At 47.6% G+C, this 22,460-nt stretch carries 15 protein-coding genes and 2 pseudogenes; 7 read left to right on the top strand and 10 right to left on the bottom strand.

Annotation, left to right across the window (positions count from 1 at the left end; all coding sequences use genetic code 11):
- The first annotated feature begins 69 nt into the window (after positions 1 to 69).
- Genes hsdR through I8U18_RS12830 form a run of 3 tightly spaced genes read left to right on the top strand, consistent with a single transcriptional unit; the run spans position 70 to position 4,672 of the window.
- Positions 70 to 2,388, top strand: coding sequence for an EcoAI/FtnUII family type I restriction enzme subunit R (gene hsdR / locus I8U18_RS12840; RefSeq protein ID WP_198055975.1), 2,319 nt, complete (start codon positions 70 to 72; stop codon positions 2,386 to 2,388).
- Between the two features lie 18 nt (positions 2,389 to 2,406).
- Positions 2,407 to 3,849 carry a type I restriction-modification system subunit M gene (locus tag I8U18_RS12835; RefSeq protein ID WP_198055926.1) on the top strand — a complete coding sequence of 481 codons (1,443 nt, stop codon included), beginning with the start codon at positions 2,407 to 2,409 and terminating at the stop codon, positions 3,847 to 3,849.
- A gap of 1 nt (position 3,850) precedes the next feature.
- The gene (locus tag I8U18_RS12830) at positions 3,851 to 4,672 is read left to right on the top strand and encodes a restriction endonuclease subunit S (protein WP_198055927.1); all 822 of its coding nucleotides are present in this window, start codon (positions 3,851 to 3,853) and stop codon (positions 4,670 to 4,672) included.
- 61 nt (positions 4,673 to 4,733) lie between these two features.
- On the opposite strand, the gene I8U18_RS12825 is transcribed toward I8U18_RS12830, so the two are convergent.
- The 7 genes and pseudogenes from I8U18_RS12825 to I8U18_RS12795 all read right to left on the bottom strand — a co-directional run bounded on the left by I8U18_RS12825 (position 4,734) and on the right by I8U18_RS12795 (position 12,890).
- Positions 4,734 to 5,591, bottom strand: a complete 858-nt coding sequence (locus tag I8U18_RS12825) for a tyrosine-type recombinase/integrase (protein WP_198055928.1) — start codon at positions 5,589 to 5,591, stop codon at positions 4,734 to 4,736.
- A gap of 1,276 nt (positions 5,592 to 6,867) precedes the next feature.
- Positions 6,868 to 7,050: a hypothetical protein gene (locus I8U18_RS12820; protein WP_198064805.1), complete on the bottom strand. Its 183-nt coding sequence runs from the start codon at positions 7,048 to 7,050 to the stop codon at positions 6,868 to 6,870.
- 109 nt (positions 7,051 to 7,159) lie between these two features.
- Positions 7,160 to 7,453 (bottom strand): hypothetical protein, encoded by a 294-nt coding sequence (locus I8U18_RS12815; RefSeq protein ID WP_198055929.1) that lies wholly within the window; start codon positions 7,451 to 7,453, stop codon positions 7,160 to 7,162.
- 533 nt (positions 7,454 to 7,986) lie between these two features.
- A complete protein-coding gene (locus I8U18_RS12810; protein WP_198055976.1) occupies positions 7,987 to 8,337 on the bottom strand; it encodes an RHS repeat-associated core domain-containing protein in 351 nt (116 codons plus the stop codon).
- A gap of 26 nt (positions 8,338 to 8,363) precedes the next feature.
- A pseudogene (locus I8U18_RS12805) lies at positions 8,364 to 8,513 on the bottom strand (IS21 family transposase); the annotation flags it as partial.
- Between the two features lie 691 nt (positions 8,514 to 9,204).
- The gene (locus I8U18_RS12800; protein WP_198055930.1) at positions 9,205 to 12,177 is read right to left on the bottom strand and encodes a DNRLRE domain-containing protein; all 2,973 of its coding nucleotides are present in this window, start codon (positions 12,175 to 12,177) and stop codon (positions 9,205 to 9,207) included.
- The gene (locus tag I8U18_RS12795) at positions 12,141 to 12,890 is read right to left on the bottom strand and encodes a hypothetical protein (protein ID WP_198055931.1); all 750 of its coding nucleotides are present in this window, start codon (positions 12,888 to 12,890) and stop codon (positions 12,141 to 12,143) included. The genes I8U18_RS12800 and I8U18_RS12795 overlap by 37 nt, the downstream gene beginning before the upstream one ends.
- A 528-nt stretch (positions 12,891 to 13,418) precedes the next feature.
- Here I8U18_RS12795 and pilM point away from each other — a divergent pair.
- The 4 genes from pilM to I8U18_RS12775 all read left to right on the top strand — a co-directional run bounded on the left by pilM (position 13,419) and on the right by I8U18_RS12775 (position 16,670).
- On the top strand, positions 13,419 to 14,417 hold the full coding sequence (gene pilM / locus I8U18_RS12790; RefSeq protein ID WP_033100327.1) for a type IV pilus biogenesis protein PilM: 999 nt from the start codon (positions 13,419 to 13,421) through the stop codon (positions 14,415 to 14,417).
- Positions 14,414 to 15,073 carry a hypothetical protein gene (locus I8U18_RS12785; protein ID WP_033100326.1) on the top strand — a complete coding sequence of 220 codons (660 nt, stop codon included), beginning with the start codon at positions 14,414 to 14,416 and terminating at the stop codon, positions 15,071 to 15,073. The genes pilM and I8U18_RS12785 overlap by 4 nt, the downstream gene beginning before the upstream one ends.
- Positions 15,070 to 15,690 (top strand): hypothetical protein, encoded by a 621-nt coding sequence (locus I8U18_RS12780; protein ID WP_198055932.1) that lies wholly within the window; start codon positions 15,070 to 15,072, stop codon positions 15,688 to 15,690. The genes I8U18_RS12785 and I8U18_RS12780 overlap by 4 nt, the downstream gene beginning before the upstream one ends.
- Positions 15,691 to 16,196: 506 nt before the next feature.
- Positions 16,197 to 16,670 carry a hypothetical protein gene (locus tag I8U18_RS12775; RefSeq protein ID WP_198058947.1) on the top strand — a complete coding sequence of 158 codons (474 nt, stop codon included), beginning with the start codon at positions 16,197 to 16,199 and terminating at the stop codon, positions 16,668 to 16,670.
- A gap of 316 nt (positions 16,671 to 16,986) precedes the next feature.
- Here the strand turns inward: I8U18_RS12775 and manA are convergent, their stop codons facing one another.
- From manA to I8U18_RS12755, 3 genes and pseudogenes are all read right to left on the bottom strand, one after another.
- Entirely contained in the window at positions 16,987 to 17,940 is a 954-nt protein-coding gene (gene manA / locus I8U18_RS12770; protein WP_033099791.1) for a mannose-6-phosphate isomerase, class I, read from the bottom strand.
- Between the two features lie 107 nt (positions 17,941 to 18,047).
- A pseudogene (locus I8U18_RS12760) lies at positions 18,048 to 19,937 on the bottom strand (fructose-specific PTS transporter subunit EIIC).
- 18 nt (positions 19,938 to 19,955) lie between these two features.
- Entirely contained in the window at positions 19,956 to 21,902 is a 1,947-nt protein-coding gene (locus I8U18_RS12755; protein WP_198055933.1) for a BglG family transcription antiterminator, read from the bottom strand.
- Positions 21,903 to 22,460: the final 558 nt, after the last annotated feature.

Here is a 22,460-nt window from a genome sequence, read left to right as displayed (position 1 = left end):
CAGCTTAAGGATTTGTATGGAAAAATGGGGATCATGGCGTTTATTGACTATGAGGAGGAGAGTGGACAGATGGGGAAAAGCGGCTTCAGTGAGCGAGATATCTGCACGAAATTTATTACTCCGGCTATTGAACGTGCAGGTTGGGACATCATGACACAGGTTTGGGAAGAAGTCACTTTTACCAAGGGACAAATTGTTGTTCATGGAAACAAGGTGAGACGAAAAAAACAGAAACGGGCCGATTATCTACTTTATCCTAAAGGCCATCCCAATCTCCCCATTGCGATCATTGAAGCTAAAAAAGACACCCTGCCTTTGGGTGGAGGGATGCAGCAAGTGTTGGAGTATGCTGAGATGTTGGATATTCCCTTTGCGTATACCTCCAACGGCACTGGTTTTATTGAACATGACAGGACAGTTGTAGAAGGGAAAAGAGAAAGGGTTCTCACCCTGGATGAGTTCCCTTCTCCTGAAGAACTTTGGGAACGCTTTAAAAAGTGGAAAGGGATCGACTCTGTAAAAGAAAAAATTATCGCTCAACCGTATTTTATTGATTCAAGGGGAAAGGAACCACGTTACTATCAACGAATCGCCATTAATCGAACCATAGAAGCTGTAGCGAATGGAAAAAAGCGGCTTCTACTCGTAATGGCGACGGGGACCGGAAAAACCTATACAGCGTTTCAGATTATTTGGCGGCTTTGGAAATCAGGAGTCAAAAAACGGATTTTGTTCCTGGCGGACAGAAATATTCTGGTAGATCAAACCATGACCAATGATTTCAGTCCGTTTGGGGATAAGATGACAAAGATTCGCAATCGCCGGGTTGATAAATCTTATGAGATCTATTTATCATTGTACCAGGGCATTTCAGGAGAAGAGGACTGGAAGAATATCTATAAGGAATTTTCTCCGGATTTCTTTGATTTGGTCATTGTGGATGAGTGCCATCGCGGGAGCGCCAAAGCAGATTCGGCATGGCGGGAGATTCTGGAGTATTTCTCTTCAGCCACTCAGATCGGCTTAACAGCAACTCCAAAAGAAACAAAAGATGTGTCCAATATCCATTATTTTGGTGAACCGATCTATACATATTCCCTGAAACAAGGGATTCATGACGGGTTCTTGGCCCCCTATCGCGTGATTCGTATTAGCTTGGATCGGGATTTGGAGGGCTGGCGACCGGAAAAAGGGAAAAAGGATAAGTTTGGTAGGGAAATCGAAGATCGCGTTTATACCCAACGTGATTTTGATAAGAAACTGGTTCTGGAAAAGCGAACCGAATTAGTAGCCAAAAAAGTGACGGAATACCTGAAAAAGACAGATCGCTTCCAGAAGACTATTGTATTTTGTGTCGATGTAGATCATGCAGAACGGATGCGCAGTGCTTTAATTAATGAAAATGGGGACCTGTTCAACAAAAATCATAAGTACATCATGCGAATTACTGGAGATAACAATGAGGGGAAAGCTGCGCTAGATGACTTTATCAATCCAGATAGTGATTACCCTGTCATTGCTACTACTTCCAAATTGATGACAACAGGAGTCGATGCCCAAACTTGCAAGCTGATTGTGCTTGACGCGAATATCAATTCTATGACAGAGTTTAAACAGATCATAGGCCGCGGAACCCGAGTGAACGAAGAGTACGATAAATATTATTTCACCATTATGGATTTCCGGAATGTGACCAATTTGTTTGCCGATCCCGAGTTTGACGGGGACCCTGTCAAGGTGTATGAACCTGGAAATCATGATCCTATCATTCCACCAGAGGATGTGGAAACGGAACCAGACGAAAGGGAACCTGGAGAAAGAGGGCCAAACTATAAACCCTATGTTGATGATGTAGAAGTCAAGGTGTCTGTTGAACGTACGCAGTTTTACGGACCTGATGGTAAACTGATTACGGAGTCTTTAAAGGATTATACGAAGAAAACCATTAAAAAAGAGTATCGGTCTTTAGATCATTTTATTCAAAAGTGGAATGAAGCGGAGAAAAAACAAATCATTATTAAGGAGTTGTTGGAACAAGGAGTACATTTGGATGCGCTTCAAGAAGAAGTGGGCAAAGAATATGATGTTTTTGACTTAATCTGCCATGTGGCTTTTGATCAAAAACCCTTGACTCGAAGTGAACGGGCTAGGAAGGCCAGACAGGACAGCTACTTTGATAAATATGAGGCGAAGGCCAGACGTGTGATTGATGCCTTGTTAGACCGTTATGCTGAAGGTGGCATCGAAGATATTGAGTCGATGGAGATCCTTCGGATTGCTCCTTTTACCGAGATCGGGTCTCCGGTTGAAATTATTAAACTCTTTAAAGGCAAAGACAAATACCTTGAAACGATTCAGCAGTTGAAGAAGCGATTGTACAGCGCATAGAGGAAGGGAAGACAGGATATGACAATCACCAATGTAATTAAGTCGATTCAGGATATCATGCGTCAAGACTCTGGGGTGGATGGCGATGCACAGCGCATCGCCCAGCTAGTCTGGATGCTGTTCCTGAAAATCTTGGATGATAAAGACCAAGAGATGGAGCTGCTGTCGGACAACTATCAATCTCCCATCCCAGAAGATTTCCGGTGGCGTGATTGGGCAGCGGATGATGAAGGGATGACGGGGGATGAACTTTTGGATTTCGTCAACAACAAGCTGTTCCCTACATTGAAGAATCTTCCGTACACTCCGCAAGATAACCCTCGTGGTTTCATGGTAAAGGAAGTCTTTGCAGATGCCTTTAACTATATGAAGTCTGGAACGTTGTTGCGTCAGGTGATTAATAAACTGAACGAGGTCGACTTTAACAGTTCGGAAGATCGGCACCTCTTTAACGATATCTACGAAAGCTTCCTGAAAGATCTGCAATCTGCCGGCAATGCAGGGGAGTTCTATACCCCTCGTGCCGTTACGCAGTTTATGGTGGACATGGTCAATCCTCAAATCGGGGAAGTAGTGTTGGACCCGGCATGTGGCACTGGAGGCTTCTTGACCAACACGGTAGATCACTTGAAAAAACAAGTGAAATCGGTGGAAGAACATGAACTCATCGCGAAAACAGTCAGAGGGATCGAGAAAAAACCGCTTCCGCATATTCTGGCTACAACCAACATGATCCTTCATGGAGTGGATATTCCTAGCATCGTTCATTCAAACTCTTTGGCTCGCCCACTCCGGGATTACAGCAAGGCCGAACGGGTGAACGTGGTTCTCACCAATCCTCCGTTTGGCGGGGTCGAAGAAGATGGCATTCAAGCCAACTTCCCAAGTTCATTTAGAACAAAGGAAACAGCCGACTTGTTCATGGTCTTGATCATGCATTTTCTTAAAGACAATGGCCGTGCTGCGGTTGTTTTGCCTGACGGATTCCTGTTTGGAGAGGGTGTAAAGACACGAATCAAAGAGAAACTCTTGCAGGAATTCAACTTACATACTATTGTCCGACTTCCAAATGGGGTCTTTGCTCCGTATACGGGGATTAAGACCAACCTCTTGTTCTTTGAGAAAGGAAAGCCTACCAAAGAAATTTGGTACTTTGAGCATCCTTATCCTGAAGGCATGAAGTCTTATTCCAAGACAAAACCAATTCGAATTGAAGAATTTGACAGGGAAAAAGCGTGGTGGAACAATCGGGTTGAGAATGAGTATGCCTGGAAGGTAACGGTGGAGGATATTATTAAACAGGGATACAACTTGGATCAGAAGAATCCTCACACCGAGGAAGAAGAATTGTTAAGCCCAGAAGAAGCACTTAAGAAATATGAAGAAGCTGTGGCTCAGGTTCAACAAGTGAAAGACCAGTTGAAAGAGGAACTGGCCAAGATATTGGAAGGGTCGAAATAAGATGCTGATAGAGAAATTTGAGACGTTGTTCGATACACCGGAAGCTGTGGAGGAATTAAGGAAGCTAATTTTGGATGCGGCGATACGGGGGAAGTTGGTGCCGCAGGACCAGAATGATGAACCGGCTTCCGTGTTGTTGGAGAGGATTGATGAAGAGAAAAATAGGTTGGTAAAAGAGGGGAAGGTTCGAAAGCAGAAGGCGTTGCCACCGATTGAGCAAGAAAAGATTCCTTATGAGATTCCGCAGGGATGGGAGTGGGTGAGATTAGGTGAGATAGGAGATTGGGGAGCTGGGGCTACACCTAATCGGACAAACCCTCAATATTATAATGGTACAATTCATTGGTTAAAAACAGGAGAACTTAATGATGGCTACATATTGGATTCTCAAGAGAAAATTACGGAGCTGGCTTTAAAAGAGTGTTCATTACGGGTCAATAAACCAGGTTCAGTACTTATAGCAATGTATGGTGCTACGATTGGAAAGGTAGGTATTTTAGAGATTGAAGCTACTACCAATCAGGCTTGTTGCGCATGCTCTCCTTTTTTGATTTCAAATAAGTACTTATTTTACTTTTTAAAAGCATCTCGATCCAGTCTAATTAGACTAGGTATGGGCGGTGCTCAGCCAAATATCTCTAAGCAGAAGATCGTGAACTTCCCGTTTCCGTTACCACCCCTAAACGAACAAAAACGGATCGTCGCCAAAGTTGATCAACTCATGACCTTTTGTGACCGTCTGAAAGAAACCATCATTCAACGTCAAAAAGCGGCAGAACAATTGCTCCAATCGGTTTTGAAGCAGTCTTTTTCAAGTGAATAACCGGACATTGAATACCCTGTTATTATCAATAGAGCTGCCCAAAATACCAGGGCAGCTTCTTTCATCCAAACACTTTTGATACCGCCTCTTCCAATTCCCTCTCCGTTGGCTTTGCATATCGTCGGGTTACATTAATATCCGAATGCCCCATCAGTTCCGCAACCGTGGCAATATCGATTCCATTAGCCACCAGCTCCCTGCCGTAGGTATGCCGTAACATGTGGGGGTGGATGTTGAACTTTTTGGCTAGCATGTCCTGGACACTTCTCTCGCTGATCCGTTTCTGATAATTGGAGAGAAACAGGGGCGGTAAATCGAGTGTCCCTTTCTCTCTTCGTTCCTCCAGATACCGTCTAAGATGAAAACGAGCCTCAACCGGCAACGGGACCCGACGGGAGACACTTCCTTTCCCTTCTCTCACCAGCACACTCCCTGATCGCTCTCCCATGGTGACATCCTCTTGGTTCAAGGCAACCAATTCGGATACCCTCAATCCGGTATAGAGCAGCATGTAAACGATGGCGATATTTCTTCGCTTCCCCTCTCTCTCCACTTCCCGCAGAATTCGGTTTCGCTCATTGCGATCCAGCGACTTGGGCGCGATATTCTGGGTTCTGCGAACTTCTGGTCGACGAATTCCTTCCATTATATAGGTTTTTTTCTGGAACCGAGCAAAAGAGGATAAACAAGCAAAATGGTTGTTGATCGTGGATGGCTTTTTGCCTTCCTGTTCCATGTCATTCATATAACTTTGGATATCGACCCGAGTGAGGTTATTCAAGTCGCCACCATTTTTCGTGACGAATTTTTCGAATTGCGAAAGGATGTTTCGATACGTTCGAATCGTTTTTGGACTCATTCCTTCCTCTTCGAGATGGGTTAAAAACGCATCAATGAGTTTTACGCAACTTTTTTTCACGCTTAGCACCTCCGTGAGACTCGATTTTTTCGTTCGCGATTTATGTAGAGGTTGCGGAAAAGGTATGTTTTACGCAACTTTTGATTTTAAGAAAAAGAAGCGAAATTTGCTTCGATCTACTTGACATTTTATCATAGGATGGTCAAAAAATGAATCAAAATCCCGAATAAAAGAAATGAAGCGTCAGAATCCAAATCACCCCGAAACCTAAGGCTACCCTCGATGGGGCAGCCTCTTTTTTTTGGGGGTTCTCTGAACAATCGGCGGCTTCCCTCTATCTCTTCAACAGTTCAATCAGAATCTGGGCTAGTCCGATCATTACCATCACTTGCTCCCAGGTGATATATTTGTTTCCCATGGTGTGGCCCCCTTAGTTTTGTCGTTCAATATACATTACCGACGCGAAAACCCAATTGCACACACGGGAGTGAATTTTTTTCCTCCCATCCATGGATTCTCGCTCACATCGATTTAAAGTAGCTGCCCAGGTATTCCGGGCAGCTTATTTCATCAACTCCACAACAAGAGAGATGATGGCCAAGATGATACCTAACTGCTCCCAAGTCACCGGTTGTCTCATCAAATCCCTCCTTTGGATCAAAAAAAGGACGCCCAGAGTTGGACGTCCTCATTCCTTATATACGAGGCAAATCAGCTTCTGTCACATAAACGGGGATATTTTTATCCCCTCATTTCTAATATACGAGCCCAACAGGGGTGCTCGCGCAAAAATCATGAAAAAAATTCCCCCTCACTATTAATACGCACAGTGAATAAATGAAAAAGGACATAATGAGCAAAAAAACCCCCTCACTGTAGAAGACCCCAGTCCCTTAATGGATCCTAATCAGTTTCTTTGAAAGATCTGTTCGCCAAAATCTCTTTTTCATTACCCCTCGTTGTGGTAAAATGAATGTCGATCCATCGTTGAAATACAGTTCTCACCGCTCCGTTTTTATGGCGGAGCGGTCATTTTATTTTATCAGGAGTGTCGAGCGTCTCTTTTAGGCCCAGAATCGTTCCTTCTACTCCTTACTAAAGAAAAAATAAAGCCTGTCCCAAAAAAGGGGCAAGCTTTTTAAGAAATCAAAGGAAGCGATAGTCAAGTTTTTTATTGAAGAGCGATAGCGAAGTCGCTTTTTTTATTTGTTATCTTAGAAGACGAAGACCGTACCCTGTTTCAATCCTCCTACCCGAGGTGTATTTATTGATCCTTTTTATGAGGCTTATCTGCGTCTGTATTGATCCAGTTTCAATCCTCTCTCCTGAGGTGTATTTATTGATCCCGCCCACTAGCATCGATCATGGATTCAAGAGCCGTTTCAATCCTCTCTCCTGAGGTGTATTTATTGATCCAGCGTTCACTGTACTCCTTAATGTTATTGAGTTTATCCGTGATTTTCCGAACACCTCCTCGATTTGCCCAAGTTTCGGGATTTTTTAACTGGATCACCTCCATCCCAAAAGCCTGATTCCCCTTTATTTTTGCGGGCTTTGGCGTTTCCGAACAACCCTTGGGTTCTTTTCGAAGCTTCCGGTGTTCGCCAATCCAATACCGAAATACCAATTTACTTTCCTTTTTCCAGTTTCTCTACCCGTTTCTTCAATGCCAGTACCGATTTGTCAATCCGAAACGTGGTAGCTTCCAATGCTTGAATTTTGTCCTCATGAAGATTGTGGCGAGCCACTTCCTCCACTTGATTTTCGAGAATATCCTCTGCAGATTCTCTGACCACCCGCTCCACATCACCAAGTCGCATCTTGATCGCGGCCAACTCCTGGTCGATATTCTCAAAACGCTGATCCATCTTCTCGTGGATCTTCGCGAATTCCTCCTGCAAAAACTTAATCAAGTCATCCATCCGAATGCCTCCTTACTGTGATTATATCATGGAAAAATGATGAAATCGTTAATCTTGTTTAATTCAGATTCACTTTTTTCTGATCTTTCGACTTTCTCTCTATGTGGACGAACTGGCGTTTTCGTTTAAAAAGGAAGATGTAAAAACGGCGGAAAATCAAAAAGTCATCTGCACTATGATAGACCACAAGAGGCGATTAGAAGCCTTTTTCTGCTAAAGTGCACCCATTGGGTAGGTTTTTACTAATTATCAGAGTATAATCAAATTAACCACAACAAGGAGATGAGAAAATGAAAATCAAAAATTATGACCACATGATTATCATTCAAGAGAATCTGTTTGCACCACTGGGCAATCTCATCCCGATCATCACAAATTGGAACTCAGTCTGCGGTTTCATGTAGTAGGGGATCGTGAATCACAGTACGCATCACCAAATTGGTGGATTACGGCGCCTTTTGCGATTAGGAGTATGAGAACCCTTTTGTTATAATAGAATCGGGTCATGGTGGGTGGCAGCGCCCAAGCCGCTTTCACGGTTCCAAGAAACAGCGGCAAAATACCGCTGTCTTGGCGATCGCTTCTATCTTGCTTCCAGACAAGCCTACCAAACTTCCATACAAAATGACGGGTGAAGTGGAACCGAACCGGGTTAAAGACCGTCCCATGTAGTACCGGCTTTGCAAGTAATACAATCCGGTTTCCTTATCGTAGCGGTAGCCTGCGTAGGTATAGGGGTTGACGACGGTACCCGTTTGGCTGACGAGTTTGCCGAAGGCATCGTAGGTATACGTATTTACCACGGCACCGGTGCTATCGGTGAGTGCGACGACATCGCCATGACCATTTAATTGGTAGAAATACGTTTTCCCGCCCCGGGTCATGCTCACAGGCAGATTGTTGTCATCATCGGCCGGGGCTTCCGCTCCGGAAGCCCCTGAGTGCGGAGATACCGCCGAACGGTATTTCGGGCATATCCCGCTTCTCTCGAAATCTCCCGAATACTCTTGCCAGTCGCCTTCAATTCGTGTAATTTAATCACAGTCCCACTCCCTAACATAAGTCCCCCTCCGAAGAAAATTGGCGTTTTCGTTTCGAAGGGGATTTATTCGACGGGAGTGGGTCAATTCTTTTTCGGCGATCCTAGGTCAATTATAAGACGGCTGTAACAATTTTGGTGGGCTTAAATTAACTATACGAGGAGGGGTTAAACCGTGAAATTAAAATCAAGATATTTCGTTTTGTCTGTTGATCCAATATTGAAGATAAAACTCTTGAAAAAGAAAAGTAAAGAACCCACTTATTCTTCCTGAAATCACCTGTAGATTTAAGATGGCCCTGTATCGAAAAGCAACAATGATTGAAGCGATTATGGTAAATGGGGGTAAGCCATTTATCATAAATATATCTTTATGTTTTATCCAAATCCCAACCAACATCAAAGGGTTTTTATCTATCATAAACACCTCAATAAGAATTAATAACAAATTTAAAGTGTTAACGATCAACAAAAAATAAGGTTCCCAAGTTATTTCCCTTTCGGAAAAATCGGACTTAAGCATTTTCCTTCTAGAAAAATACCAATAACAAGAATAGAAATTATATGTAATGACATCTAAAATAATCATGAGTAAAATTGAAGTGCGTTTATAAAGGTAGACTGCCATCACAAATCCCCCAATATTTTGGTTTTTAATAATAACAATTTCTTAGAAAAAGGCTGATGACATTGGTCAACAGCCTTCTAAATATCACCATCTATTCACCAATCGGTGAAGATATCTTTCTATTACTGTTAATTTATTGTCAATATATCTACCAATTCTCGTATGATCAAACCAAGTTTCATATGCAAACAACTTATTACCAACTGAAGAAACATAACTTACAATATTTGCTACCTTGCCTAATGCATATCCACCTATCGCTCCACGTATGAAGGAGAAGATTGACCTTCTAAATACTAACCTTCCAAAATGAACATCGAAAAAATGAAGCTCTCTCGATAAAGCCCTAATTCCCATAAAAGATCTAATCGCTGAGCCAAACCCACCGGTAAAGAAAAATGCCAAATCAGTTAAAGTATTTGCGCGAAGGTCACTAAAAATAGCACTAACAATCGAATTTAGCAATCTTTTTAAATAGGATTTCCATCCCCAAGACCATTGACCAGATGGGTCTACATTGGAAATAGGATTATTTTCCGCATAAACATATTTATTCAAACTCAACGGCTCGTTTACAAATCCATCAAACGTATCCCTCGTCAAAAACCTCCCCGTCTCTGGATTATAGTACCGGCTTTGCAAGTAATACAATCCGGTTTCCTTGTCATAGCGGTACCCTGCATAGGTATAGGGGTTTTCCACCGTTCCGGTTCGGCCGACGAGGTTGCCGAAGGCATCGTAGGTATACGTATTTACCACGGCATCGGTGCTATCTGTGAGTGCCACTACATCCCCATGACCGTTCAATTGGTAGAAGTATGTTTTTCCGCCCCGGGTCATGCTGACGGGAAGATTGTTATCATCGTAGGTGTAGCTGGCGACAACCGCCCCACTTTGATCGGTTTCATAAGACACATTATTTCTTTGGTCATAGTGGAACGTGATCGTGCCGGAAGCGGTGGTCATGGTTTTGCGCATGCCATCAGCCCGGTAGGTGAACGAGGCGATGGTGTTGCCGCTGCTGTCTTTCACCTGAATCAGGTGGTTGGCCGCGTCGTAGACATAGGTTTTGCTGCCATCGCTGGTCAGGTTGCCGTTGGCGTCGTAGGTATAGTTCGTGCCGTTGACCGAAGTGAGTTGGTCAGCATCATCGTATGTGTACGTTGTGGTGGTGCTGTTTCCGCCTTGGGTGACTTTCTTGGTGAGACGGTTGCCCGTTTCGTCATAGGTGTATTCGATCACCGTTCCGTCTGGCCGGGTTTCTTTGGTCAATTGGTCCAGTGCGTCATACTGGTAAGACGTCGTTTTTGGCGGGTTGGTGCCATCCGTTTCGGTCACGGAGGTGATCCGCCCCTTGTTGTCATACGCGTAGACAAAGCTGTAGAGCAGGTTGCCGTATTTGTCGAAGATGTCCCGTTCCACCAAGTCCTCGGCGCCGTTGTAGCGGTTAAAGGTCATGTTGCCGTCGGCTGTTTTGCGGCGGGCCACCTGGTCTTGCTCGTTGTAGTTAAACCAGGCCTGGTTTGCCCCGTTGGACGTGATTTTGGTCAATTGGTTATTACTGTTGTAGGCAAATCCTTGCGTGATCACCGTGCTGCCGGCGGTCAGCTTTTGCTGGGTGACGTTGCCGTTCGCATCATAAGTGTAATCGGTCTGGTTGCTGTTCGGCTCCTGAACGGAAGTCAGGCGATTGTCGGCGTCATAGCTGTAGTTGGTCGATGTGCCCGTCGTTTCGTCCGTTTCCTTGGTGAGATTGTTGTTCGCGTCATATTGGAAGCTGTAGACTTGCGTTCCATTGTAGGAAACCGAATTTTGCCGGTTCACGCTGTCATAGCCGTATTCGACCGTGTTGCCGTTCGGCTGGCTGACCTTGGTAGTGAGTTGGGCGGCATCATCATAGGTATACGTTGTGGTGGTGCTGTTTCCGCCCTGGGTGACCTTCTTGGTGAGACGGTTGTCACCGTCAAAGCTGTACTTGGCTGAACTATTTTTAGCTATTTTGCGGGACGAGTCCACGATCGAGGCCAGTTTTTTCGATGAATTAAAGTTGTACCTGGTCTGATCCGGCGTGATGATGGTAAAGGTGTTGTCCCCGTTTTTCACCAGAGTGAGGTTGACTCCTCCGGAAGCCTTATACGTCCCTGTGGGAGTTCCCTCCGATCCGTACTCCGGTGCAAAGGTATGGGTGGTGCCATCCGCATCCGTATAGACGATCGGCCCGCTATAGCTCATCCTCAGGCTTTGTTCCAGGTTGGACGTCCAGCCGTACCCGAAAATCCCGCTGGACTTGGACCGACTGTTGTAGGAACGGTCGATGGAGAGCCCGGTGCCGCGCCCATCAATGCTGACATCGGAATCTTCCAGGTAAAAGTTGCCGTTATAGGTGTTGACATTGGTGACGGCGGAAGTCCAGAAGCTTTCCACCCCGATCGGGTCGATGGTGTAAGTGACGGTCAGCATCGGCTTTTGCGAAGGATAGGTCGCATAATCGCTGGAGCGGAATGACTTGCGGTTGTCGCTTTCTTTATTCAGGCGCAACATCACCCCATAGTTGGAAGTGGTCCCACCATACCACTGTTTGACCAAAGAGGTAATGTCAAAATCATAGAAACCCACATCAGAAACGTTGGTGCTGGTGATCAGAGTCCCTGTTGCAGGCACTTGGGTCCATTTGATCCCGGTCGATGTCCAATCGCTTGCCACAGAGTAGAGGTCAACTTGTTCCGGCTGGGTTGTTGAATATTGATACAATGTAAGCTTGGCGGAAGTAATATTAGCCGAGCTCAATAAGGGAGCAAGTCCAAATTTGATGTAAGAGCGGTATACTCCTGTGCCATAGATGGAATCGGTGTAGGTTCCGGTGATGAGATACGGATCGCCGGCAAAATTGACATTTTGCGCAGCGGTTGCGCTGCTGATGCTGGCGTCAAAGGTCTTGTCCGATCCCTGTACCGAAATGGACGGGTCGATGGTAACCGGGTAAGCACGGCTGGAGTCTTTGAGCCAGTCATCGTCCGGTTTCAGATCGATATAGGTGTTCTTTCCCTCGGTTCGCAAGGAAAACTGCACCTTGTCGGAGGTGGCGTTTTTCGCATCGACCGCGGGATGGTGAACAGCGTTTTTCCCTTGGCATCCACAAATGCCACCGAGCCGTTAGCCTGTTCTTTTGGTTGCACGTTTTTTGTCTTCAAGGAAAGGGTATATACAGATTGTCCCGTGTATTTGTGCAGTACCCATCCTTCTTTGACACCGGTGTTGGTGACAGTGTAGGTGAGATCGGTGTCCGGGTACACATCGGGATAGGTAACCATGTTCTCTTTTTTCTGTGCTGTGGTGTTTGCTCCGCCGGTCAGGCCGAAATCCGCTTCGGCTTGTCCGAGTCGGAAGCGCACCACTTTTTTTCCGCGGCTGTGGTTTGCAAAGCCGACCCGGAATTTATTGCCGCGGTTGATATAGGGGAGATCCGAGTCCAGGGCGCTCTTTCCCGCCGATTCGACATGGTTGTCGATATCTGCCCATTTGCCGTTTTGCTTATAGTGGATCGGTTCCGAATATTCCTTCAATACATAGGTCTTTTGGTCCGGATTGAGGAACGTTTTGGAGTTTTCCGTGCGCAAGGCTTCGATTTCCACCGGTTTGGGATCCGGTGCAGCCAGGGCCTGATAAACCCAGTCTGGCCACAAGGTGAATATCAGGGTGAGAATGACGGCCAGAAAGATCATTCTGCGGTAAGGCAAGTAATGCCTGGAGTAGAAGAACTGCAAACGCATCCCTCGCTTTTCATAGAATTGTCTTTTTTTGTAATAACATTTTCAGATTTACGAAATAAATTTACCTCCGTCCTTTTCGCTTTGCAAGATAGTTTTAATTACATTTAGATTACAAATTTTAAATTTTAAATTTTAAATAAAAATTGTTTATTAATGGATAATTTTATTTCTTATGCAAGATACTTCATTCTTTTTGCTGGATCGATTGAATGATTTTGGGAGTCTTTTTCTGTGAAGGTGTCGTAAGGGGAGAATGTGGGGGCGCCCCCTTTGATTCCCGTTCCTGGCCGGTCAGTTGCGCCAAAAAGACATGGATGTATTCCATTGTTTGCGAAAACGGGAATGAATTCGGTTAGTTTCGGAAGCAACTATTCAAATGCAGTGAACTCATGGACAAATGGGAAACTTCTGTGATAATGATATAAAAATAGAGGGATGAACGAATAAAGTTGTGAAATAAATAGAGAGGATTTGCGTTGCTTTCTCCGATCCGGGAAAAGATCGAAAGGGAATAAAGGAGATTTTTGTATGGCCTATCATATTGGCATAGAGTTATCGCCCTCTTATTTCAAGCTGGCGGAAGTGAAAAGGAATCGTCGGGGAATCACGCTTCAGCAGTATGTCGTCCATCCCTTTCCGGGGATCTGGTCCAAGGATGCGGCATTTTTGGAGCGGGAAGAGCTGGTTCAGACGATTCAGGAGGCGCTGCTGGGGCGTGAATTGCATACGGAGCGGGTTCATGTCGGGATCAGTTGTCATGAAGTGGTGTTCAAACACGTGACCGTCCCGGAGATGCCCAAGCGGAAATACCGCAGGTGGATTGAGGAGCACCTGCTTTCTGTGTTGGATTTGCCTTTTCCCGATCCGGCGTTTGACTACCAGCTGGTCGATCATGTCTGGGCCGATGGGGACGAGCAGAAAATCTTGCTGGCCCTGATTTCCAAGTCGTATATCGACACCTTGACCAGGGTGCTTCGCTATTGCGGTCTGGATCCGACTCATATCGATCTGTCTCCTTTTTCGCTATTTCGTTGGATCAATGCCAGCAGAGAGATCGCTTCGGCTCATACGGTGATTGTGCAAATTTCCAAGACGGAAGTGGAAGTCAGTTTTTTTGTCGATGGAAAATTCACCGATATCCGTCCGTTTCACTTGCCGCTTACCTTCTTTCTCGACGGGGCAGACCGTCCGTATCCGGATCCGTTAAAGCCGGTTCTGCAGGAGGAATCGGAGGTGGCGCGCTATGGGAGGGCGCTTTTTTCGCGGTTGACAGAGTGGATGGATCAAACAGGGAAAAGACGTTTTCTTAAGCCGGGAGCACAGTGGATTCTCACAGGAGAAGGATTGGATCTGTATCTGCTGGAACATTGGCTGAACCAACAGACTGAAGCAGCCGTCAGTGTTGCCCCGCCCGCGGAATTGGTCATGACCGAACGCTTGAGAGAAAAGGCCTCCCGTTGGGTCGGCACCTCCCTTTCCGTTCCGCTGGGCTTGGTTTTGCGCGAGGGGGAGGTGCTGCAACCATGAATTTTCTGCCAAGGCAACCGCTGGTTAAACGCTGGTTTTATCTATGGCTCTCTTTGATTCTTGTCATTTTCGTGTCAGGAGTGGCGGGCATCGAACTGGTGAATGACAAGTTGAAGGAAAGAGTGGAACAAATGGAGCAGCGGGTGGAGTCCAAGCGGAAAACGGTAAACGATGCGATGGAAAAGGAACGGGCCGAAAAGAAGTTTTTCAAGGAACACGGCGCTGAGTTTGCCTACCGGGATACGGTAAGGAAAGCGGATCAGCAGCGCATTGAGTGGCAGCAGGGAGTCGAGGCGCTGATGGGCTCGTTGCCGCCACAGACGAAACTGTTTGAACTGAGCGGCGTGGGCAACCGGCTGTATGGCTGGGGCTTGTTTTCCGATGCAGCCGTTGCATCCGATTTTGTCAATAAAACGGTAAACGGGAACCGTGACAAGGTTCAACAGGGATGGATTGATTGCATCGGCGATTCCTGTACGGATCTGTCGGTGAAGACCAATGACAATAAAAATGGGGTGATCGTCCGCTTTCATTTTGATCTGAAAGAGACAGATCCCGATGAAGCCGAAGACGAGCAAAATGCGAAACAAAGGGGGGAACTGCCATTCGAAAGCCTGTTTCCCCAAGGAGATGGAAGTCAGGGACAACTCTTTTGAGTGCGGTCGCGATCGGACTTATTCTGTGGCTTATCCTCTATTATTTTGAGATCAGGCCGGTTTATCTGAAGTTTGAGATGCTGCGGCAGGAAGAAACGGCGCTGAATGCCAATCTGAAGCGCTATGAAAAATATATGAGCATCACCTGGTCTCTGCCGCTCGGACTTTCCGATTTTGAACGGGAGCAACTGGGCAAACAAGTGCCGGCAGGTGAGAACCACCCCGAATTCATGGTGCAATTGGAGCAGGACATCACCAAGGCCGGGGCCGTCCCCCTGCATCTGGAGCTGGTCGGCGACATAAGTGAAGCGCTCCGGGTACAGAAGAGCGGGGCTGACACCATAACAGACGATTCGTACAGTACGGAGCAGCTGGCGAAGGAACTGAACCTGGTTCAGTCTCCCGATCTCAAGCCGATTTGGGTGAAACTGGAGGTAAAGGCAACGAGAAGCCAGTTTACCGATCTGTTGCAGAACCTTTACAACAATGAACGCCTCGTCACTGTCGTCAGCTGGGATTATCGCTATACAGATGAGACCAAGCCGGAAACGGGAACGATTTATGCCGGTGTCTATTACTATACCGGCAAGGTGCAGGCACAGGATCAACCGGAATAAACAAGAAGAAAACGGCCTGCATCAAGAGCAAAGAAATTGCCTTGGACGGCATCAGAAAAGATCCGATTGCGGTGCTTCAGACTTCACGGTGGACGACGGGGATGGATGCTTTTCTTTGCTCCCGGTTTCTACGTCACAAAGGCCGCTGCAGAAAAACTTCCACCTCTATGTGTAAAAAATTTTCCAAAAAACTCAAGACCCTTTGGGGTCTTTTTTCATTTATGGACGAGTCGCAGACCCGTGGTCGGTTGCAACGATTCCGGCTGCATGATTTGAACCGTGTGGACCATGCGCGTCAGTAAAATAATGGATTCGTATTGAACAAAAATTGAACAATCCCTTTTCCTGCAACCAACCGGAAAAGGGATTCGTCCCTTAGTATGAAAGCGATTTTGAGGTGTTTGAATATATTTTTAACATTGGCAATATTACCTTTTTATTTCTATCTTTTTCTTGTAAACTAGTGAATGTATTAACGCACTACATAAAGAAAGGAGCTGATCTGTTTGGAACCCAAAAGGGGAATGGCTTGCTCACTGGCTGCAACGGTGTTTATTGCTGGGGGAGCATTTTCCGGAACGGTTCATGCGCAAAGTTTGCATGCGAATCACATTCCGGCAAAACCTCCGGTAAATCAGGTCAAACCGGCAGCGATTGAAAAAGTGAACCGGATTGAAACAGCAAAGGAGCCGGTATCTCCCGAAGCTCCGGCATCCGTTTCAGGAAGCAATGAAGAAGTTGCCTCCGGGTTTGGTGTGATCAAGGATAAGCTGTTGTCTGACTTTACCGGTCAAACAGAACAAATGACTGCCAATGGACAAGCTGTTCCCTTCTTGGCCAAACAAAAAGTTTCCGCGAACAATGATCGGGCCGAAACGCTCGCAAATCAAGCAAAAGACAGCACAGGCAGCAAGACGAAGCTTGAAAAGCAAACAAAAAAAGCGCCAACGCCATCACAGCGCAAGCGCAAACGGTTGTGAAACAAGCGAATGATCGTGCCCTTAACGGGAAAACCAATGCACAGTCCCTCATTTCACAGACGTCACAGGATATAAATGATAAAGTTTCCTCGCAACCTTATGATAGCAAAGTGAAAACGTCTGTGCCAGTAAAAAAGGCACCGGGATCCCCGGTGGTTGACAAAGTGGCAGATCATGTTTTGCCGTATCATACGGAAGTTGAGTAAGACTTGGCTGAAACGACGTAACAAATTTAAACGATCTCTCTTTTGCCTTCTTTCCTCCCCGAACCATATTGGCTGGTGGGTAATCCCGCCGGCTTTTTTTGATCAAACCGTCAAACCCGGGAAACGATCAAGGTCAGTTTCCCGCTGATGTTAAAGGGACCGTATCCGGCCGGAAGGATGAAATGGTCTCCTTTGGTCAGCGGAACGATTTCATTTTCCCGGCTCAATTCCCCTGAACCGCTGATGACACTGGTCAAAAGAAAAGTTGAAGTGACAGGGTGGGGAAAGACCCCGTCCAACTCCCATTTTTGCACGGTGAAATACGGGGACTGAACCAGGGTGGTGATGGTTCCGCCTTTCTGTACGTTTACATGCGGTTCCACTTTCGCCTCTTCATGGGGGACGTTGATCACCTCAATCGCCTGTTTGAGGTGCAATTCCCGTTTGTTTCCGTTTGCATCGGTCCGGTCATAGTCATAAAGGCGGTACGTGGTGTCCGAGTTTTGCTGCGTTTCCAGGATCAGGGTGCCGGCGCCCAGGGCATGCACGGTGCCGCTGGGAACATAGAAAAAATCCCCCGGTTTTACCTTGACCCGTTTCAGGAGTGTTTTCCAGTCGCCCTGTTTGATGCGGGAGATCAGTTCTTCTTTGCTATGAGCCGTATGTCCGTAGATAATTTCCGCTCCCTCGTCGCAATCGATCACATACCAGCATTCTGTTTTGCCCCGTTCGCCATTTTCATGGAGATTGGCATAGGCATCGTCCGGATGAACCTGAACGGACAGATCGCTGGAAGCGTGAAGGATTTTGGTCAGCAGCGGGAAGGTGTCCGCTTTGTCGCTGATGCCGAAAAATTCGGGTTTCTCTGACCAGAGCTCGCCGAGCGTCATTCCGGCATAAGGGCCGTTTTTCACGATGCTCTGGCCGTGGGGATGAGCGGAGATCGCCCAGCATTCGCCGGTTTGCCCGGAGGGAATATCATAGCCGAATTCCTCTTTCAGCCTTGTTCCTCCCCAGATCCGCTCTTTAAATACCGGCTTTAAAAAAATGGGATAGCGATGCAATGGACTCGCTCCTTTCGTTGGAAAATACCGAGGTCTTGGAGGATGAGAACGGAGATGACCGGGAGCGTTGGATCACGGGCTCCCGGTTTGGTCAGAACGATGTGTCACTATTCCTCAGTCAAGAGGGCATACACGCCTTCTTTGCTGGTTGCGGAGAGAAGTTTCGCCCGGAAGGAGTCATCGATCAATTTGACCGCAAGCATTTGCAGGATTTTCAGATGCTCATTTCCCGCCTGCGATTCCGGCACGGCGATCATGAAGATCAACTGTGCCCGTTCGCCGCTCTGTTCATCCCAGGTCACATCCGAAACCGTCCGGGCAAAGGCGACTCTGGGAGTGCTGACTGCGTCCGATTTTCCGTGCGGGATGGCGACACCGAAGCCAATGCCGGTATGTCCTTGATTTTCCCTGGCGAAGATCGCTTCTTTAAACGCCTCGATATCGTGCAAGGCGCCGGTTTGCTTCAATTGTGCCGCCAGCGTTTCGATCACACTGTCTTTCGTGTCCGCGGTTACGTCGAGCAAAATGAGATCATGGTTGATCAGTTGGGACAAGTTCACTGTAATTCACTCCTATTGTTGATCTGAGACTGGTTTTTTCAGGGCGTTTACCATAAAGGCGGTGACCAGAACGCCTGCGATAATGCCGATGATAAACATCGGGATGTTGTGAATGGCGCTGAACAGCATCACGATTGGCCCGCCGTGCGGAACACTGTCACCCACATGCCCGAGCATGGAGATGACGGAGCCGACCATTCCTCCTGCCATGATGCTCGGAATGACGCGCAGCGGGTCCCGTGAAGCGAACGGAATCGCCCCTTCGGTAATTCCGACCAGCCCCATGGCCAGGGCAGCCTTCCCCGCTTCCTGCTCTTCGGGGTAGTATTTTCGTTTATTCAGCAAGGTGGCCAGTCCCATTCCCAATGGGGGAATACAGATGGCGGTGGCAATCGGGCCCATGATGTAGGGGTTGCCCTGCCCGATCATCGCCGCCCCAAACAGGAAGGCCACTTTGTTGATCGGTCCGCCCATGTCAAAGGTGATCATCGCTCCCAGGATTAACGCCAACACGATTTTGGAAGCTCCCTGCATCGTGTTGAGGAAGTGTGTCAGTGCTTCCATCAGCGCAGAAATCGGGGCGCCGATAATATAAATGAAGATCAGCGAAACCGCTAAAGACGTGAGCAGGGGGATCACCAGGATGGGCATGATCGGCTGAATCATTTTTGGCACTTTCAGCGCTTTGAGCCCTTTGGCGATATAACCGGCGATAAATCCGGCCACAATCCCGCCGATAAACCCGGCTCCGGCCGCACTGCCGTAAAAACTGCCGTTTGCCGCGATGTAGCCGCCGATCATCCCCGGGGCCAGTCCGGGGCGGTCCGCGATGCTCATGGCGATAAATCCGGCCAGAATCGGCACCATGAACTGGAAGCCGACTGTGCCGATATCATTGATGGTTTTCCAGAGCGAGTGCTCCGGAATCACAAAGCCTTTGTCAGTCGGCACCCCGCCCAGCCCGATGGAAATGGCGATCAGCAGGCCGCCGATCACCACAAAGGGGATCATGAAGGAAACGCCGTTCATCAGGTCGCGGTAGAGATAGCGTTTTACTTTTGACTCCTGCTTCAGCTCTTTGCCTTCAGCCGGAATTGCCGTATCAGCTTTTTCCGTTTTGTCTTTATAAACGGGCACTTCTCCATCTTGAAAACGTTTGATCAGACTTTCCGTCTTGTGGATGGCATCGGCGACGGAACACTCCAGTACCCGCTTGCCACGGAAGCGCTCTTTTTCGACGTCTTTGTCTGCGGCGATGATGACCCCATCCGCTTCCATGATTTCTTCCGGGGTAATTTCGTTCTCCACTCCGATTGAACCCCTTGTCTCCACTTTGATCGTTATGCCCAGATCCGCAGCGGTTTTTTTCAGCTTCTCCGCAGCGATATAGGTATGGGCGATCCCTGTCGGACAAGCGGTGACAGCTAAAAGTTTCATCGTTCAACCTCCTGATGTTTACAGATGCTCTAAAAATTGCCCGACTGAATCTGCCTTGCGCAAACGGTTTAAAAGAGGCGGGTTTTCGACCAGCTCGGCCAGCTCGGCAAACATGCGCTCCGCCTTTTCTTTCTCCGCCCATTTCAATGCCGGCATAAAGATGAGAAAAACATGATTGCCATTCCAATCGATGGGCTCCTTTAACCGGGCGACGGCCACTGCCGGTTTTTGGATATAGTCGCACAAACCATGGGGGATCGACACACCCCCGCCGATACAGGTGCTGGAGAGTTGTTCCCGTGCCAGGGCGCTTTCTGCATAACCCTGATGCACATACCCTTGTTTTTGCAGTTCGTCGGCCAACAGTTCAATCACCTGATTTGGCGTGTTTGCTTCCAGATCGAGCCGGATCAGTTCAGGCTTGAGGAGCTTGCGCAAAACCGGATAGCGGCGCTGATCGTTTTCCTGATCGGACAGTTTTTTCAGCTCTGTTTCCAGGATTGCGCGGTCGTATTCGGTAAATAAGGGTGTCACGCAAACCGTCGGCAGGAGCGCATTTGTCAGCGGCACGGTGCTGATCAGCAGATCGGGGCCGTGTTCTGCGATCGCTTTTGGCAATCCCTTGATGGAAACGGTATCAAGAAGATGCAAATCCGGAAAGATGCGCCTGATTTTTGCCGCCAGAAGCTGGGAGGTGCCGATGCCGGTTGTGCAGATAAGAAGCGCTTTCATTATTTTCGTTCGCTTTTGTTTCCCTTTAAAGCGTTCGAGCGCTGCCTGAAAATGCAGAGTGAGATATCCGATTTCATCTTCGGGGATGGATTTCCCGAATTCAGCGGCCAGTGGGTTGGCGGCAAAGACAAGCGTTTCAAACATATAACGGTACGTGCGTTTGATTTCATCCAGAATCGGATTGGTCAGGCTCAGGCGATGCCGAATCCGGTGAAGGGCGGCATGCATATGGATGGCCAAACCAATCCACAGATCCTGATCGGCTGAGAGGGGCAGTTGGACGAGCTCCTCTACTTTGCGGATCAGTTTCCCGGCCATTTCCATCGTTTCCGGGCCCAGCTTGGCCAAGGTGTTTTCGAAAGAGTCGCCTTTTTCCAATGAAGTGTAGTGGAGTTTGGCTCCGAGCAGATGTAACGCCATGTAGCCGATCTCCGCTTCCGGGATGCGAACGGCCAACTTCTGTTCAATGGCCTTCGCCAGCCGGACCGCGAGCGGATATTCATTGCGCTGTTTCAAATCGGTCAATTCTTCCGCCGATAATTGGACGATTTTGCCGAGTTTGATCCGTTTGACGGCGATGGCCAGATGGGCGGCCAAACGGGCGACAGCTTCATCTGTAAAGGAGAAATCTGCGGAACGCTCCAGGGTGCGGATCATCTCTGTGATCAGGGCTTCATCGTAGCCCCTGCCCTGCCCGTGCGGAAATCCTCGCAGTTCCTCCGCATCCAATTTGGCCATTGCTGTACGGCGACTCCGCTCATCCCCTTCCACTTTTAACCCGCAGTTGGGTTTGCGGATCAATTGCAGCCGGAAAGATGACAAGTATTTTTCCACCTCGGCAAGGTCATGGCTGATCGTCGCTTTGCTCACATAAAACAGGTCGGCCAGTTGTGCGGCGGTGACATAGCCGTCACTCTCCAGCAACGTTTGAAGGATCAGGATTTTGCGATTTTGCGGGTTGAAAGAAGAGGATGGGAAAGATCCTTCCGCATTCTCGGATAGCGCCTTCAAAATTGCCTGCCGCCGGTGTGAAGGGGCTTCCAGCAAAATCCCCATTCCGGGCTGCCGGATGAGGCGGACATCAGAGAAGGATTGCAGCCATTCATCCAGCCATTTGAGATCAGTGCGAACTGTTTTTTCCGAGACGCCCAGTTCACCGGCAAATTGTTCGGTTGTAGCAAATGTTTCAGTTGCGAGCAAAGATAAGAGTAATCTTTTTTTTCGTTCTTCCATTCATTTCACCACCGGTAGGGAAGGACGGTCACGACGTTCTGTAATTCTGATTATAAATGGTTGTTTCTGTTTAAAGAGCAAATTTATTTCCGGAAGCTTGCGGAAACGTGTAAACAATGGCTGCACTGAAAGAATACGAAGAGACTGCCAAGTCCATGTTGAAGCAGAATTGAGTTTCCAAAAGAAGTGAAAAGCGGAACCGGGGGTCTTTTTCCTCTGCCGGGGCTGGGAGCGGGAATCGCGCATGGATTTGATGCCGGTTGTATGGGGCGTCAACGCAAGTGAGTGGGTCTGGCAAAGGAGTACGGAAACAATGGGACCTGATCTTGGGGTTTGCCGTGGATGGCATGTTGACCAGTTTGTTACAAAAGCCGGAACCTGCGCCATACCAGGGTGCAAGCCGGTTGACGGAAGCAAACGACCTTTTGTATGATAGGTTAGAACATGACAAGCGGATAAATCGTACCCACTCAAGCTAAAGGGGAGTAGCTGTTACAGCAAAGTCGTCATTACGGGCGGAAGGCCCCGGCTTTGTTGGCAACGCGACGTTGTTGGCAA

Source organism: Thermoactinomyces sp. CICC 10522 (assembly GCF_016055075.1).
GTDB lineage: Bacteria > Bacillota > Bacilli > Thermoactinomycetales > Thermoactinomycetaceae > Thermoactinomyces_A > Thermoactinomyces_A daqus.
The sequence above is the reverse complement of the archived record's forward strand: the minus strand, read 5'-3'. Positions and strand labels throughout refer to the sequence as shown.